Annotated in this window: 10 protein-coding genes; 5 read left to right on the forward strand and 5 right to left on the reverse strand. The window is 31.0% G+C overall.

Annotation, left to right across the window (positions count from 1 at the left end):
* Positions 1–249: 249 nt before the first annotated feature.
* The gene (locus AC2GW8_RS00300; protein ID WP_440880806.1) at positions 250–3,474 is read left to right on the forward strand and encodes a TonB-dependent receptor; all 3,225 of its coding nucleotides are present in this window, start codon (positions 250–252) and stop codon (positions 3,472–3,474) included.
* A gap of 47 nt (positions 3,475–3,521) precedes the next feature.
* On the opposite strand, the gene pepT is transcribed toward AC2GW8_RS00300, so the two are convergent.
* The 3 genes from pepT to AC2GW8_RS00315 form a co-directional block, all read right to left on the reverse strand.
* Complete coding sequence (gene pepT / locus AC2GW8_RS00305; protein ID WP_440882226.1) at positions 3,522–4,763, reverse strand: peptidase T; 1,242 nt, start codon at positions 4,761–4,763, stop codon at positions 3,522–3,524.
* A gap of 75 nt (positions 4,764–4,838) precedes the next feature.
* Positions 4,839–5,393: a hypothetical protein gene (locus tag AC2GW8_RS00310; RefSeq protein ID WP_440880807.1), complete on the reverse strand. Its 555-nt coding sequence runs from the start codon at positions 5,391–5,393 to the stop codon at positions 4,839–4,841.
* Positions 5,394–5,410: 17 nt separating this feature from the next.
* Positions 5,411–6,487: a DUF3810 domain-containing protein gene (locus tag AC2GW8_RS00315; RefSeq protein WP_440880808.1), complete on the reverse strand. Its 1,077-nt coding sequence runs from the start codon at positions 6,485–6,487 to the stop codon at positions 5,411–5,413.
* A gap of 835 nt (positions 6,488–7,322) precedes the next feature.
* On the opposite strand from AC2GW8_RS00315, the gene dnaB reads away from it, so the two are divergent.
* Both dnaB and AC2GW8_RS00325 read left to right on the forward strand, forming a co-directional pair.
* On the forward strand, positions 7,323–8,852 hold the full coding sequence (dnaB, locus tag AC2GW8_RS00320) for a replicative DNA helicase (protein WP_440880809.1): 1,530 nt from the start codon (positions 7,323–7,325) through the stop codon (positions 8,850–8,852).
* A 206-nt stretch (positions 8,853–9,058) separates the two neighbouring features.
* On the forward strand, positions 9,059–10,285 hold the full coding sequence (locus AC2GW8_RS00325; RefSeq protein WP_440882227.1) for an asparagine synthetase B: 1,227 nt from the start codon (positions 9,059–9,061) through the stop codon (positions 10,283–10,285).
* Between the two features lie 77 nt (positions 10,286–10,362).
* On the opposite strand, the gene AC2GW8_RS00330 is transcribed toward AC2GW8_RS00325, so the two are convergent.
* A complete protein-coding gene (locus AC2GW8_RS00330) occupies positions 10,363–14,427 on the reverse strand; it encodes a VPS10 domain-containing protein (protein WP_440880810.1) in 4,065 nt (1,354 codons plus the stop codon).
* A gap of 376 nt (positions 14,428–14,803) precedes the next feature.
* On the opposite strand from AC2GW8_RS00330, the gene AC2GW8_RS00335 reads away from it, so the two are divergent.
* The gene (locus tag AC2GW8_RS00335; protein ID WP_440880811.1) at positions 14,804–15,649 is read left to right on the forward strand and encodes a transketolase; all 846 of its coding nucleotides are present in this window, start codon (positions 14,804–14,806) and stop codon (positions 15,647–15,649) included.
* A gap of 268 nt (positions 15,650–15,917) precedes the next feature.
* Positions 15,918–17,042, forward strand: a complete 1,125-nt coding sequence (gene bshA / locus AC2GW8_RS00340; protein WP_440880812.1) for an N-acetyl-alpha-D-glucosaminyl L-malate synthase BshA — start codon at positions 15,918–15,920, stop codon at positions 17,040–17,042.
* Positions 17,043–17,148: 106 nt separating this feature from the next.
* On the opposite strand, the gene aroB is transcribed toward bshA, so the two are convergent.
* Positions 17,149–18,207: a 3-dehydroquinate synthase gene (gene aroB / locus AC2GW8_RS00345; RefSeq protein WP_440880813.1), complete on the reverse strand. Its 1,059-nt coding sequence runs from the start codon at positions 18,205–18,207 to the stop codon at positions 17,149–17,151.
* Between the last annotated feature and the right edge of the window lie 100 nt (positions 18,208–18,307).

Below are 18,307 nucleotides of genomic sequence, written 5' to 3' on the forward strand. Positions count from 1 at the left end.
AGTTATTGATTTTTTATAGGTTTTTAACAATTTGTCATTTTAAGTTTTTCATTTTACTATAATAATTATTTAATAAGCTTTTGTTTTTAACTTGCTGTATTTCATTTTGTTGTGTTTTTTGTTGATCTTTTTGTTAGAACTTTAAACTTTTTTATTGTCTATTGAAATCGAACCATAATTAATTCAAAAAGTATTAAAATTACGTTAAACAATTTTGTAACTTTGGACTAAAATTTAAATAATTTAACCATGAAAAAATTTCTAAACGTTTTTTTCCTTATAAGCTACTTGTGTACGTTTTCACAGGTAACAACCTCTAAGATTAAAGGGATTGTTACAGACGAAGAAGGTGAGTCTTTATTTGGAGCTAACGTTGCTGTACTACATGTTCCAACAGGTACTTTATCTGGTGCAGTATCCCAAGATAACGGAAAGTATACAATTCCTAATTTACGTGTTGGAGGTCCTTATACTATAACTGTAAGTTATATGGGGTTTACAACATTCGAAGCGAAAAATGTGTTTTTAACCCTTGGTAAAACTACTATTATTGATGCAATTTTATCCGAAGATGGTGATTCGTTGCTACAAGAAGTTGTTGTTTCAGGTTCAAGGAGTAAAACATTTAATTCTGATAGAACAGGAGCACAAACAAGTGTAAGTGCTGTTCAATTAAAAACGTTGCCAACTATTTCACGTTCAGCAGCTGATTTTACAAGATTAGAGCCGACAGCTAGTAATGGTTCTTTTGGAGGAAGAAATGACCAGTTTAATAATTTTTCATTAGATGGATCAATTTTTAATAATCCATTTGGGTTGGATGCGGCAACACCAGGAGGACAGACAAATTCACAACCAATTTCTTTAGATGCTATAGAACAAATATCTGTATCAACAGCTCCATATGATGTAACTTTATCAGGCTTCACAGGTGCCTCTGTAGATGCCGTAACAAAAAGTGGAACAAATGAGTTCAAAGGTACTGCTTACGGATTTTACAGAAATCAAGACTTAACAGGAGGAAAAATAAAGGAAGAAGATGTATTGAAGGCTAAGTTAGCCCAAAGTCAGTATGGTGTTAGTATTGGAGGTCCATTAGTAAAGGATAAACTATTCTTCTTTGCTAATTTTGAAAAGGATGAGAGAGAAGATCTTGGAACAGAAGGATGGATTCCTGATAATAATGATGGAGTAGTTGCTGTTAATGAAGCTTCCGTTTTGGAGTCGGATTTAGTAGCAGTAAGTAATGCTCTTAAAAATTTAGGATATGATTCAGGAGCCTATTCAGGATTTAATTATGATTCAGGATCGACAAAAGGTATTTTTAAGCTCGATTGGAATATCAATGAAAAACACAGATTAGCGCTAATCTATAATTTCTTACGAGCTTCAAGAGAAGCCCCTGCACATCCAACTTCTCTGGGATTAAGAGGGCCTAGTGCTAATATCCTTCAGTTTGAAAACTCAGGATATGAAATAAATAATCATATTGATTCTTTTCTGATGGAAGTGAATTCTACGTTTAATCAGAGTACAACTAATAAATTACAAATTGGATATACTTATTTTGATGATTTTAGAAATCCATTATCTTCACCAGCTCCTAGCATCCTTATAAAGGACGGAAATGGAAGTAATTATATCGTGGCAGGTCATGAGCCTTTTTCTATACACAATAAGTTAAATCAAAAAGTATTTCAATTAACCAATAATATGAATTTCTTTAAAGGAGACCATACGATTACTGTTGGATTTGCTTTTGAAAAATTTATGTTTGATAATTCCTTTAACCTTGGACTATACGGGGGGACTTTTGGTTTTGATGTTAACGGTACTCCTTCTAATTTTGACGATGACCGACATTTTACAAGTGTGACTGACTTTTTAACCTTTGCCCAACCAGGCGGATTGATAGATAACTTAATTAATGGTGCAGAAACTTCTTTTAATAGAAATAATAACTTAGAAGTTGGTGCTGTTGGAGGATGGTCTTTAGCAGAGACAAATGTAGGGCAATTGGCTTTTTATTTGCAAGATGAGTGGGAAGTTAACAATGCTTTTAAATTAACTTATGGGGTAAGATTTGACAAACCATTATTCTTTAATACCAAAGAAAAAATTCAAGAAAACATCGACAGAAAAGGAACTTATCAGCCTAATAATATTTATACTGATCCATCTACTAATCAATCGACAACTTTGAGTTCTTTAGATTTACCGTCAAATAATTGGTTAATTTCTCCTAGATTAGGATTTAACTGGAATGTGAACGATGAAAGTAAGCTTCAAATAAGAGGTGGGACAGGTATTTTTACAGGACGATTGCCTTTCGTATGGTTAGGAAATCAAGTACAAGGAGTTGATTTTTTCTTTTATCAAACGGTTGACGAAGATTTTAAATTCCCTCAAGTATGGAGATCAAACATAGGAGGTGATTATCGCTTTGAAAATGGTTTGGTTTTATCGACTGATCTTGCATACACTAAGGATATCAACGGGGCTCATGTTCAAAACTGGGCATTAAATTCACCTTCAGGTAATTTGAATTCACCAGGGGACAACAGAGCAATCTATTTAAATGGAGATAGATCAATAAATCAATTTGGAGGACCAACAAATGCTTATGTCTTTACAAATTCCGATAAAGGAAGAATTTTAAATGCCTCTTTTAAGGTAGAAAAATCATTCAGAAATGGTTTGTATGCTAATTTAGCCTACAGTTATTTAAATGCAAAAGATGTTAATTCTATAGAAGCTGAAATTACAGGTGATGCTTTTGCATCTAATCCAACGATAGGAAATGCCAATAACGATGTTTTATCATATTCAAAATATGGAGATACACATAGAATTATTGGTGTAGCTTCAAAAAAATTCACTTACGGAGGAGAAAAATTTGCAACGACAATTTCAACCTTTTTTGAGTATGCTCGTGGTGGTAGGTTTAACTATACTTATGGAGGAGATATTAATAATGATGGTTCTATTGTAAATGATCTTTTATATGTGCCAACTAGTGCTGAATTAGATCAAATGCAATTTACAGATGGAGCACAAAAAGAAGCCTTTGAAAATTATATACAGCAAGATGAATATTTGAGTTCAAGAAGAGGTCAATATGTTGAAAGATATGGTGCACTATCTCCATGGAGAGGTCGTTGGGATGTGAAAATCTTACAAGACTTTAATTTTAATGTCAAGGGAGATAAGCAGCATACCGTGCAGTTAAGCTTAGATATTTTAAATTTTGGAAATTTGATTGATTCAGATTTAGGAATTGTTCAAAAACCTAATAATATACAACCATTGGGTGTTTCATTTCCTGACGGAAATTCTGATCCAAATATTTTCCAACCTGACTACAGTCAACAACCTATTTATAGTTTTAATCCTAACTTAAAAGAAACTTTTAGTCCCGATAGTAGTTTGCTATCAAGATGGCAGATGCAAGTTGGTTTAAGATATATATTCTAATAATAAAAAAACCTGAGTAAATTTACTCAGGTTTTTTTATTACTTTTTTAAGAAAATTTAGTAGCAACTTTCTTTGCAATACCTATTATGACTTCAGTTGCTTTTAAAATACTTTCAACAGGTACATACTCATAACGTCCGTGAAAATTATGCCCACCAGCAAATATATTAGGGCAGGGTAATCCTTTGTATGATAACTGTGATCCATCAGTGCCACCTCTTATAGGTTTAATTAAAGGTGTTATACCTAGGTCTTTCATTACTTCTTCTGCAATATCAACGATATGCATCACTGGTGTAACTTTTTCTTTCATATTGTAATATTGATCTTTAATTTCAACAGTAATCAATTCTTTTTGTAATTTGCTGTTAATAGATTCAGCTAAATCTAATATTACTTGTTTTCGGTCGTTAAAGAGTTCCATGTTATGATCTCTTATAATATAATGAAGTGTTGTTTGCTCAACCTTACCTTCTATATGATGCAAGTGAAAAAAACCTTCATATCCAGACGTTTTTTCTGGTACCTCATTTTGAGGTAAACTATTTATAAATTCACTCGCAATAGTCATAGAGTTTATCATTTTACCTTTGGCGTATCCAGGATGTACTATTTTCCCATTAATTGTAATTTTGGCTCCGGCGGCATTAAAATTTTCATACTCTAATTCACCAACCTGACTTCCATCCATAGTATATGCCCATTCAGCTCCAAACTTTTCAACATCAAATAAATGAGCTCCTTTACCTACTTCTTCATCAGGAGTAAAACAAATCCGAATTTTACCATGTTTAATTTCTGGATGCTGAACTAAATATTCCATAGCAGAAACAATTTCAGTAACTCCAGCTTTATCATCTGCACCCAATAGAGTGGTTCCATTAGTTGTTATTATTGTTTGGCCTTTGTATTGAAGTAAATCATCGAAATAGTTTGGGGATAAAACAATATTTTCTTCCTTATTTAAAACGATATCACCTCCATTATAATTATTATGTATTTGAGGCTTTACATTAGCTCCCGTAAAATCAGGACTTGTATCAATATGGGCAACAAAACCAATTGTAGGTACTTCATGATCTACATTACTTGGTAATGTAGCCATTAAATAACAATTTTCATCTAGCTCAACATCTTCTAGACCAATATTATTTAATTCTTTTTCGAGAATTCGAGCTAAATTCCATTGTTTTTCTGTACTTGGAAAAGCTGGATTGTTAGGATCACTTTCAGTATCGACTGTTACATAGCTTATAAAACGGTCAATTATATGCTGTTTATTCATTATATTTTATTTATGGTTTTAAAATAATTATACCAAATTAAGAGATGGATTATTATGAAATAATATTGGGTTTAAGTTTTATTTGAACTTAATAGACTCTATTAAGTTTATTGATTTACATAATCGTTCAGTAACCAAAGAGTCTCCATATATCTCAGTTTTTGTATGCAAAGTGTTGTTAGTATTTACTATTGTGAATATGTTTAATACATGATAGTTAAATTTACCTTTTTTTCCGTGGGCAAGTGAAAAATAAGCATCCCTATCCAGGTGTTTAATATTTTTTTTCTTAATTTCATTAAGATTCATATTTTCATAGTCATTAATTAATTTTTTCTTAAAATTATTGTCAAATGACATAGTGCTGTGAATGTATGATACATCTAATAATATAGTTTTAGTTAAATCTACAGTAGTATCTGCAGCATATATAGAGGACAACCCATTATCATAGTAAAGATTAATTTTCCAGATTTCAGGAAGGTTAATAGAAAAAAAGTTTCTAACATCTTCAACGTTAGATAGATTATAATTTATGCGATTTTTACAAGAAAATTCCTTTTGTAAGTCGGTTGAATTACAAGAAATCATAAAAAAATTTAAAGAAATAAAGATTATAAATGTGTTTTTCATTGATTTTTAATGATTTATTACTTTGAGTATGATTGTTTATAATAAGCTATTAATAAGTCTACAACATAGCTGTATGAATGAATTCCTTTTGCTTGATTATTTGCTTTTAAATATGAATTATACCCTCTTTTTATGATAGGTTCAATTGGATTTTCATAGGATTTCCAAAACAAATTACTGTCCTTATAGTCTTTATAAATACCTGTATTTACTTTCTTTTTTATTTTATTCGCCAAAGTTTTATCTCTTCTAAATAATTCTCTTATACAATACTGATATGCCATTCTGTAACCAGCATATCTAAAATATATATCCTCATTGTAAATAGATGTTAGAAAACTTATAAAATTAGCTTCATTTTCAGCAGCCCAACCAATTTGATGAGCCATTTCATGACATACTGTTGCAGGATATCCAGTTTTAGGTATTAAAGAATTAATTTGAGCCTCACCAGTAATAGGATTAATGTATCCAGAAGTACCATTATAGGATTGGACAAAGCTTACTATTGAATTTTTAATAGATGGGAAACGATAAGCAAATTCGGGATATATTTTTGAAAGTTTGTTAAACCCATTGGGAGCAATATCATGTATTTGATCAATAGTATATGGGATATCAATTTTTGACGTATCATTTTTTGTAATGATAAGATGGCTGTTATTAAGAAGTGAAACAATTGTATCAGTTGTTTTTAAAAGATCTTCCGTGGTATAATCTGAATGCTTCAATCCAAGTTTATGAGACAGGGGAGACCTAAAATAATTAAACCCCCAAAAAAGGTAAAAACAAAAATATAAAGCAGATAAGAATAAAGTTAAATTAACTGCTTTTTGAATCCAATTCGTAAATTTAGATTTTATGAGTAAGTAGATGTTTTTTAAAAAGTAAAAAAGGAGAAAAAAACCTAGTAAATCACCAAAGGAAAAAGGTATCCACCCTAAAAAGAACCTGAATGTTTTTGATATAAAAGGATAGAGACCCATACTGTAATATTTTTCTATTAAAGCAGGTTCTCGAGCTAAAAGTTGTACAAATGTATATTGTATTGGTATAGCTAATATAACTAATCCTATTTTTTTAGAAAGTTTCATAGTCCCCAAAAATAAGAAACATTAAATGGTATCAATATGTTAGCAACATATTTTTTACTAAAAAAATATATGAAGTTGGATGGTTTTAATCTTCTTTTTTGATTATTAAAGAATTAATTTGAGTATAACCAGTAATTAGTATTAACGTAGCAATAAGTCTCTTTTTTATGTCTCTGAAAGTTTATTTAACGCATTAAGATTATTATTTACGTATTTGATTTTAAGCGTAAAGAATATTAATTTTTGAAGTATTGCTTTTGATAGTGTCAAGATGCCTCCTAATATTTAAATATAATTCAATTGTACTTAGTCTTTTTAAGAGTTCTTTTGCAATATAATTTGAATTTTGAAAATCAGTTTTTTACATAGTTGAAAGCAAAAATAATTGACTTTAAGATAAGGCGATACTAAAAATGTAAAGTAGTTAAAAAGAAGCTTAAAATAATTCTTTTTTGAATCCAATTTGTAAAAATGTATTTTATTATTGAGCAGATATTTTTTAAAGAAAAATAGTATAAAATTTAGTTAATTACGAAAGTAAAAGGGAGCTTTTTCTAAAATAATCCGAACGTTATTGAATAAAAGTACAGAAACTTCTGCTGTAGTATTTTTCTGCTAAATTTGTTTTTTTAGCAAAAAAGTTAAATTAATGTATTTTGAATTGGTGTTACCGATATATTCACGTCTATTTTTTCAGTAATCTTTATAGCCCTAAAAAAGAAAGAAACATAAAATGTTGTTAACAAGTTAGTAACATTTTTTTTACTAAAAATGTGCAAAAAGAAAACGATACGAAATTGAATAATTTTGAACTTAAAAAGTTACATTTGCCTTCATGGAAAGAACGCATTCACTAAGAGGCAAAAAAGTAGATAAATCACGTATCATTAATCTTGAAAAAGGAAAATTACCGCCACAAGCAATCGATTTAGAAGAGGCAGTTCTTGGTGCAATGATGATAGATAAAAAAGGAATTGATACTGTAATAGACATACTTCATCCAGAAGCTTTTTACGATAAGCGCCATCAAGAGATTTATGAAGCAATTTATACGCTCTTTCAAAATTCTGAACCTATTGATATTTTATCGGTATCAAATCAACTAAGAAAAAGTGCAAAACTTGAGTTAGTAGGAGGTGACTTTTATTTAATTGGTCTTACACAGAAAGTAGCTTCTTCTGCGCACATTGAGTTTCATTCAAGGATTATTCTTGAGAGATATATCAAAAGAAAGCTAATTACAATTTCTTCTGAACTAATAGAAAGTTCTTATGATGAAACAATAGATGTATTTGATTTATTAGATGATGCTGAAAGTAAATTATTTGAAGTTACACAAGGAAATTTAAAAAAGGGTGCTGAAAAAGCAGACTCTCTAGTTCAACAGTCAATCAATAAAATTCAAGAAATTTCAACAAAAGAAGGAATGAGCGGATTGGCAACAGGTTTTACTAAATTAGATGCTCTAACTTCTGGTTGGCAGCCAACAGACTTAATCATTATAGCAGCTCGTCCAGGTATGGGTAAAACAGCTTTTGTTATTTCTATGGCAAAAAATATGGCAATTGATTTTAACCATGCGGTAGCTGTTTTTTCTTTGGAAATGTCTTCAGTTCAGTTGATTACAAGAATGATTTCTTCAGAAACTGGTTTGACTTCCGAAAAACTACGTAAAGGAAATCTAGAACCTCACGAATGGGAGCAATTAAATGTTAAGGTAAAAAAATTATCAGATGCTCCGATTTTTATTGATGATACGCCAGCACTCTCGATATTTGACTTAAGGGCGAAAGCACGACGTTTAGTTTCACAACATAATGTTAGAATATTAATTATCGATTATTTACAATTAATGACTGCAGGAGGATCTGGTGCTGGAAATAGAGAACAAGAAATTTCTACTATTTCTCGTAATTTAAAAGCTTTGGCTAAAGAATTAAATGTACCTGTTATAGCATTGTCTCAATTATCTCGTTCGGTAGAAACCCGTGGAGGAAGTAAAAGGCCGTTATTATCTGATCTTCGTGAATCAGGAGCTATAGAACAGGATGCTGATATTGTATCATTTATATTTAGACCTGAATACTACGGTATGACAGAATGGGATGACGATGATCATTCGCCATGTGAAGGTCAAGGGGAGTTTATAGTAGCAAAGCATCGTAATGGAGGACTTGATAATATTCGTTTAAAGTTTACAGGACACTTAGCAAAATTCTCTGATTTAGAAGAAGGTTTTAGCAGTGAATTTCAATCAAGTATGAATTCGGGTTTTAATGAAGAAGTTTCTTCAAGCAATTTTGCTTCACCTGAAGACGCTTTCGGAACCAATGGAAATTCAGGGATAGATGATGTTCCTTTTTAAATAAGTTTGTATTAGTTTACTCCAAATAGTTGATTTGTTTTGTGCTTATTTTGGGTTTGTATTTTTGAAATATAATAATTATGTTGGACTCTCTTAAAGAAATTGTTGTTGAGTAATTAATTATAATCGGATAAATACGTATTTTACACTCAAATTCACTAATAATTAAACTTTTGAAAAAACAAATATATATTCTAGTTTTACTGATGTTTACAAATTCATTGTGTGCTAATTTTATTTATTTGCCAATGAGTTCTGAAAATCAAAAAAACCATTTAAAAGCTTATGGTATTGTTTACTATGCATTACAAAATGGTTTAAAAGCAAAATGGTTATTAAATTATGATGGTGGAGCTTTTTTAGTAGAAAATAATAACTTTTTAGAAAAGGAGTGTAAGATTAGAGGTATTTCATATCAAATAATTTCAGAAGCAAAAGCACAGTTAATTTTAGAAGAAATTTCTTCTCCTTCGAAAAATCAAGAAGCTGTTCCTTTGGAAAAAGCACCAAAAATAGCAGTATATTCACCTAAAGATAAAATGCCATGGGATGATGCAGTTACCATGGTTTTGACGTATGCAGAAATTCCATTTGATGTAGTTTACGATGAGGAAGTGTTAAATGATAAATTATTATTATATGAATGGCTACATTTACATCATGAAGATTTTACAGGTCAGTATGGACGATTTTATGGAGCATATCGTGCGGCTCCTTGGTATATAAAACAAAAAAAAGGTTCAGAAGCTTTAGCGACAAAATTGGGATATTCGAAAGTATCTAAGGAAAAAGGCGCTGTAGCAAAAAAAATTAGAGATTACGTCGTTGGGGGGGGGTTTATGTTTGCCATGTGTTCTGCTACGGATAGTTTTGATATAGCACTTGCGGCAGATGGAGTTGACATTTGTGAGAGTATGTTTGATGGAGACCCATCAGAACCAAATTACCAATCTAAAATAGATTATACTAAAACCATGGCTTTTAAAAATTTTGAACTCATAAAAAATCCTACTACTTATGAATTTTCATCTATTGATATGACCAGAAAAAGAAGAATTAATAAAGAAACAGATTACTTTACTTTAAAAGAATTTTCTGCTAAATGGGATCAAGTTCCTACAATGCTTACTCAGAATCATACGCAATTAGTAAAAGGATTCATGGGACAAACAACCTCATTTGATAATAAATACGTTAAGTCTAATGTTATGATTTTGGGTGAAAGTAAGAACCATGGCGAATCTCGTTATATTCACGGAGTTAAAGGTAAGGGAATGTTTACTTTTTATGGAGGGCATGATCCAGAGGATTATCAGCATAGAGTAGGAGATCCAAAAACAGAATTAGATCTGCACCCTACATCACCAGGATATCGTTTAATTTTAAATAATGTTCTGTTCCCAGCAGCTAAAAAGAAAAAGCAAAAAACTTAGTATAATTGCTTATATTTCTTTTTCCAACTGCAAGTTTATTTTAGTTAGAATAATTTTCATAATTATCGTAAAGAAAATTAATTGATAATTAATTTTCCATTCTGTATTTTAGTTTCTGTTTCAATAGTGTAAAAATAAATTCCAGAGGGTAATGAGGGGGTTTTTAAAGAGGTTTTACTTTTTATAATTTTTTTGAAAATTTGTTTACCGTTTTGGTCATGTAGTATTAATTTGGTGGTACCCTTTACATTACTAAAGTAGAGATAATCTCCTTTATTTAGTGGATTAGGAAACAAAATAAACTTACTTTTATTTTGATCAATTATATTAAGCGTTTCTTTACTACCAATATAAAACTGTCCAAAAGAATTTAAACCACCTGTGTTAGAGAAAGTAACACTAAGATCAGCAGTATTAATATCAGTGGCATTTTCGATACTTGATCCCCAATCTGCTGTGCCATCCGAATTAGAGTTCCTTTTGAAGAGTACAATATCACCAGCATTCGAATTGTTAATGCCATTAATATCTGAAAAAGTAATGGTTTCTAAAGCATCAAAAACTTGATTTTCTCCGTATGTATTAATAATCCAAAAAGAGGAATCTATAGTATTAATATTAGGGATTGAAATAGGATCTAAATTGATTTTAGAAACAACTACATTTCCATCAGGGTTGGTTCCATTACTATTAAAAGTCATTTTGCAATTTGCGTTTATAAAGTTAGCAGTTTCTACTGAGTTAATATCCAATAAGCTACTTTTTCCAGAACCAACGGGGGCGTTGGAATCAACCAAAATAGCATTCCCGTTCAATTTAAGGTCATTGCTACCCTTTTTATCATAGATTGTTCCAAAGGCATTATTATTGAATTGATAATATGCTATTATATCATTATTATTATTTACATTGTCTTTGGTAAGGTGTCTCGTCAATCGTACTTCTTCCTTTGTAAGTGTTTTTTTCCAAAAAGTAGCCTCTTCAATTAATCCTTTATAGTTTCTTGATTCCCATTGGTAATATGTGCCTAAGTTTATTTTTGTTAAGTTAAAAGGGGCAGTGGTTAGATTCCAAGAATGAGAATCTTCATTCAAATATAAAGTTATTTTTGATGGTGTAACGGTAATTGCCACATAAGACCATTCGTTTGCAGGAACTTCAAGGTTAGAGTCCCACCACCAATATGATCCTCCTTTCCAATGAATCCCTAATGTATTGTTTGATTCTCTAAAGTTTAAAACGCATCCTTCTGATAAACTAAAAATTGCTGAATAGTTAGGCTGTATGCCATTGGGCTTTATCCAACACGTAAAGCTAAAATTGGATATTTCAGCTTCGTTTACGGAGTTGTTTGTGGCATAATCATTGTTTTGTGAACACACTAAAGCTTTTTTCGGCTCTGATTCCGTAGCGCAATAATCGTCGCCAACAGTTATTAATTTTGTAACTATTTTGCTACTAATATTTCCTTGTTTATCAGTTACTTTAAGGCTAACATCATATTCTCCTGTGGAAGGATAAATTACTTGAGGATTTCTTATATTATTGGTTGTAATGAGGTTTCCTCCAGGAAAATTCCATTCCCATGAAGCTTGGTCATGGTTTAGAATAGAAAAGTCTTCAAATTGCACTATATACCTATTGCAATTAATTGTTTGTTTAATTACCATGGGTTGTGCTTTGGGTAACGAACTCTCAAAAAAATCGGTTTCCCAAATTCCACGATTGGAAGCGATTCGAAGCTTTTCTTTTTTGTAGAAAGGAAGTATTTTAATAATTCTCAGATGTAGAGGAAGATTGTCTGAAAAAGTTTGCCACTCAGTATGTCCATTATTTCGATACCAGATCATTTTGTTAGAGGTTATGTAAATGCCTCCATCTGTTCCATCTTGAACATTAATATTTGTTATCTTTTCTCCATTTAATGCTGAGGTGGTTAAATTATTCCATGAGCTACCCCAGTCACTAGATTTGAAAATTTTGTTAGCGTTATTACCACCATTATTCAAACCAAGAAAGAGTTCATCATTTGTATTAAGTGATAAATACATGGTTTGATGGTTAGCTGGTATCGATATTTCTGTCCAATTTTGTCCGCTGTCGACAGACTTCCATAGTTTTCCAGAGTTACCATGCTTCTGAGTTATAAAAATAATATTAGGATCGTTTCTTGAAATTTCAATTGCTTTTACCAAATTGTTTGTGTCTGATCCAAACTCTTTTACTAAAGAAAAAGATTGACCTCCGTTATTACTTCTCCATAATTTATTTTCTTTTCCTAGATATAGGGTGTTCCAATATCTAGGATCATTAACAATTTCGCTTTTTTCTGAATGAACATAGCTTTCATTAGGGAAAAGGGAGTACTTAGCTATGTCAGTTATGTTTCCATTGATTTCTTTTGGGATTTCTTTGCCGGAAATATCACTATGATATACTTTTCTATTTTCACCTTTATTGACGTATCCTGTCGCGGATTCACCACCACCCAATGATAAGAACTTTCCAAAAGGATAGTTTTCGTAGAAAGTGGCATTGCCATTATGGTATCTTCCCCCAACAAATACATCATGATTCCACCCTTGATCAAAACCCCAATAATCAGCGCCATTGATACCATTATTTCTAGATTCAATAAAATCCAAATTAGCATCATAATAGTCAATTCCACCATCACTACAAACCCAAATATCATTTCCATTCATTTCTATCTCCTGAATGTCAGGATGTCTATATTCGCTTCCACATCCTGTACATCCATAGCCTCCCCATTGTGTATAAGTAACACCTCCGTTTTCAGATTTAAATAGGTTTAAAGACCCCATCATGATATGATCTGGATTGATATCAGAAACTTCAATATCTAAGTCATAGTATCCTTGATTGTATCCTGTTGTAGTTACCCCAAAGTGTGTAAAGCACCAATGGTTATTACTGTAAGGTCCTCCTGGTTCATTATCAGGAGAGCCATCATTATTTCCATCATAAGGCGTGGTCCAAATTTCTCCAGCATTATCACTTCGATAAATGCCGATATAATTATTATCATCAACATCGTCGTTTTCTTCTCCCAGAAGAACTACATAAATTCTGTCAGGATCGGCGTTTGTAACTCCTATTCTGGCTCCGCCGTCACTAGAAGCTACACCACCAATAGGAGAAAACCACCCGTTATTTTTTACGTTAAAAGTAACCCCGTTGTCCGTTGATTTTAATAGTTCTGTAATATTCTTATTAGTGTTTCTCTTTGCTAGGAAAATAGTACTTGGATCATCAGTTTTTAGTTTAATATCCCAGCATCGATCTGTAAATAATGTAGTCCAACTAGCACCACCATCCGTACTTCTTTTAAGTCCATTGTTCCCCGCTATTAATACTATCTGCGGGTTGCTACTATTAATGGTGATAGCTGAAATTTTTGAATTCCACTCACTAAGTATAACATTCCAAGTACTACCTCCATCAATAGTTTTATAAACTTTATTGCTAGTACCTATATAAACAATATCAGGATTCGTTGGATCAATTTCTATTGATTGAATCGCCCCGTCGTTAAAAACAAAATCACCAATTGAAGTCCAGTTTAATCCCTTATCAATAGATTTATAAACTCCTGCAGTTTCTGCACCTGTATATAAAATATTTGGGTTTGCAGTTGATTGGGCAAAGGCATAAGCATTAACCTGCGAACTCTTTTGTTGTACACCTCCATTTTTAAAAGTTTCAAAGGGACCAAGAGGAATCCAGTTTGCAACAGCTACTTGATTTTTGGATATATTTCGCGATTTTAAAACTCGATAACTATTTTTGTTTAGTTCATCTAAAGAAGGAATATGAATACTTCCATCATCTTTTAGATAATCCTGATCATGAATAATTTTAGAGAAATATTTAAAATTTTGTGTATGAATATTTTTTTTAAATAAATGATTTCTATAATAAGTGTTAAAAGCTTCTACAATTTTATAATAATTAGGATTTGAACTGTATAATAAATGAATCCATTCTGGTGCATCAGATTCTATCAATGGTATTATTTTAAAAAGCTCATGATATTTAGGGGTTGGTGAATTTTTGTTTTGGGAGAATAAATTGATACTAAAAAGCAGGGAAAAAAAGAAAATATGCAACTTTTTTTTCATTGTTGAAGTTTTTAGAGGTTTGGTTACTAGTAATATAAATATAAAGATAATAATGTAATTTTTTTTGAAAAATGATTTAGACTTTTATTGATCAGATAATAAACTGTCAATGATTTTACATTTTAATTCGTGAGGTAGCAATTAGGTCAATACTAAAGAGAAAACAAAGCAATGACATTTCTTTTATGAAGTGTAGAATTTTTATTTTGACTAATTCATTTAAATTTAGTGTACGGAACAGGTTTTTATATTAAAGTTTTAATTTAAAATTCATTTTTTGATGTGTAATGTAAATCCTAAATTTAAATAAGAAATAAAAAAGTAATTGCCCATTTTTATTTAAAGAATTACATTTGCTATACAAAACATAACACGAATGCCAACAACACAACAACTTCAAAATTTTACGCAGCAAGTTCGTAGAGACATTTTACGTATGGTTCACGCCGTAAGTTCAGGTCATCCAGGAGGATCATTAGGATGTGCAGAATTTATATCATGCCTATACCAGGAAATTATGGAATATTCCACTGATTTTAGTATGAATGGGGATAATGAAGACTTATTTTTCTTATCCAATGGCCATATTTCTCCTGTTTTTTATAGCGTTTTGGCGCGCAGTGGATTTTTTCCAGTATCTGAATTAGCTACCTTTAGAAAGTTGAATACACGTTTACAAGGTCACCCGACAACTCATGAACATTTACCAGGTGTACGCATCGCCTCTGGTTCTTTAGGACAAGGGATGAGTGTCGCTATTGGCGCTGCTGAAGCTAAAAAGTTAAATAACGATGCTAAAATAATTTATTCTCTTCATGGTGATGGAGAATTACAAGAAGGGCAAATTTGGGAAGCAGCAATGTATGCTTCGGCTAAAAAAGTTGATAATTTAATAGCTACAGTTGATGTTAATGAGAAGCAAATAGACGGTACAACAGATGAAGTTCTTGCTATGGGAAGTTTAAAAGCTAAATTTGAAGCTTTTGGTTGGGATGTTCTAGAAATACAAAAAGGAAATAATATAGAGGCTATTTTAAAAGGAATGTCAGAAGCAAAATCTAGAACAGGAAAAGGAAAACCTGTATGTGTACTGCTACATACAGAAATGGGGAACGGTGTAGACTTCATGATGCATACCCATGCTTGGCATGGAAAGGCTCCAAATGATGATCAATTAGAAAAGGCATTGGATCAAAACCCAATAACATTGGGAGATTATTAAGAAAGTTATACCTTAAAATTAATAATAAAATATAAACGCTATCATTAAAAGTGATAGTGTTTTTTATTTAACAAAATAAAAAACGAAATCTCTTAAGTAAAGCTGTAAATTTACACTTGTGGATAGTCATTAATATTGTTTAATGAAAACTGATTTTTTGATGCATCATTAAGTTTAATAAGATTTGGATTAACAAATCTTTAAAAAAACTTAATTATTAAAATGATATTTTTGAGAACACTAACATAAAAACCCAATCAAAATAAATATGAAAATAGGCATTGTATGCTATCCTACTTTTGGAGGAAGCGGTGTTATGGCAACAGAATTAGGGATGGCTTTAGCAGACAAAGGACATGAAGTGCATTTTATAACTTATAACCAGCCTGTTAGACTTGATTTCATATCGCATAGATTACATTTTCACGAAGTAGTATTAGAAGAATACCCACTTTTTCAATATCAGCCATATGAACTGGCATTATCAAGTAAAATGGTTGAGGTTGTAGAAAAGCACCATCTAGAAGTACTGCATGTTCATTACGCAATACCTCATGCTTATGCAGCTTATATGGCTAAGAAAATGCTTATAAACAAAGGCATTCATGTAAAAGTGGTAACAACATTGCATGGAACTGATATTACATTAGTAGGAAGCCACCCTACATATAAAACAGCATTAGAATTTAGTATTAATAAATCAGATGAGGTTACTGCAGTATCAAATAGTTTACGAGAGGATACATTGCGGTTATTCAACATAGAAAAGGATATAAAAGTAGTGTATAATTTTATTGATGGTAAGAAGTATAGTAATGAAAATGAGGTGGAGTGCAAAAGAAGTGCACTTGCAAATAAAGAAGAACGAATTCTTACACATATTAGTAATTTTAGGCCTGTAAAAAGAACAGAAGATGTTATAAAAATATTCTTTGAAGTTCAGAAAGAGATCCCCTCTAAACTACTCATGGTTGGAGATGGACCAGAAAGATTAAAAGCTGAAAATTTAGTTAATAAATTGAATTTAGATGGTAGAGTATTATTTTTGGGTAACAGCGATGAAGTTGCAAAAATTTTATGTTTCTCAGATGTGTTTTTACTTCCTTCAGAAACGGAAAGTTTTGGTTTAGCTGCATTGGAAGCAATGGCAGCAAAAAATGCCATTATATCAACGAATTCAGGAGGGCTACCAGAAGTTAATATTTCTGGAAAAACAGGTTTCTTAAGTAATGTTGGAGACATAAAAGATATGGCAAAAAATGCGATTAAGGTTTTGAAAAATGACACAGTTTTAGACGAATTTAAACAAAACGCAAAAGAACATACTTCAATATTTTCTTTAGATACTATTTTACCTCAATATGAAGCGATTTACAAAAAATGTTATAGATAACGTCTTTATAAGCAAAATAGTAATCTGTTGAAAGTAGGTAGTTCTTAATAAAAAGATCCAAGCCAGATGAAATTAATTACAAAAATGGAGATTTCCAATAAATATTTTATTTGATATAAAATTGAATACTTTCGTTTATTAAAGAATTAGAAACGTTACAGTCGATCTTGAATTTTTCGTAATTTTCTAATAAAATAAAATTGATTTGACCACCTACATTCTTTTTGTCATGTTTCATTAAATGAATTATTGAATTAATATCATCTTTTTCAATAGCTGTTTTACCATAAATAGATGTAATAGCAGACTTAATTTGATAAACATGTTCTTCAGGAAAATTTAGAATTTTAGAAGAAATATAAGCTTCGCAAACCATTCCTATCGCAATTGCCTCACCGTGTGTTAGGTTTTCTTTGGTTTCACTATCCAAAAAATAAGATTCTATACCATGTCCAATAGTATGTCCCCAGTTCAAAACTTTTCTAACATTCTTTTCTTTCGGATCTTCTAAAACTACGTTATTTTTTATTTCAATGGAACGATGAATTAAATCAATAATATTCAAATTAGGGTTATCCTTTATTTCATTGAATAATCGAATATCATGTGTCATTCCATATTTAATAATTTCAGCAGTTCCAGATCTAATTTCTCTTGGGGTTACTGTATGTAAGTATTCAGGATCAATTATGATTAACTCAGGGTTAGCAAAAACACCAATCTGATTTTTTAAAACACCTAGGTCGACTCCTGTTTTTCCTCCAACGGAAGCATCAACCATACTTAGTAGGGTAGTAGGTATATTAACAAATTCGATACCTCTTTTAAAAGTTGAGGCAACAAACCCCCCTAAATCAGTTATAACACCGCCGCCTAAAGTAATTAATAAACTTTTTCTATCTGCTCCAAGCTCAGTCATGGCATTCCAAACTCCTATACAGGTTTCTAAGTTCTTATAAATCTCTCCAGCATCAATTTGAATAATTTCTATAGGCCTATCTGTTTTTAATAGTCTTATAAATCTAGGATAACAATGCTCAAAAGTGTTTTCATCGACTAAGATAAAAATAGAGGAGTATGCTCTGTTTTTTATATAAGAAGCTAATTCAATATATGCTTTTTCTTCAAAGTAAATAGGGTATGTTGAGGCCTTAATAGATTTCATTTATTATGTTTTTCTAAAAATGCAAATTAAATAGAAAAAATGGAAATATTTAATACCATACAATTATATTTGTTTCGAAGATTAATTATTAAAGTATTTG

Source organism: Tenacibaculum profundi (assembly GCF_057162725.1).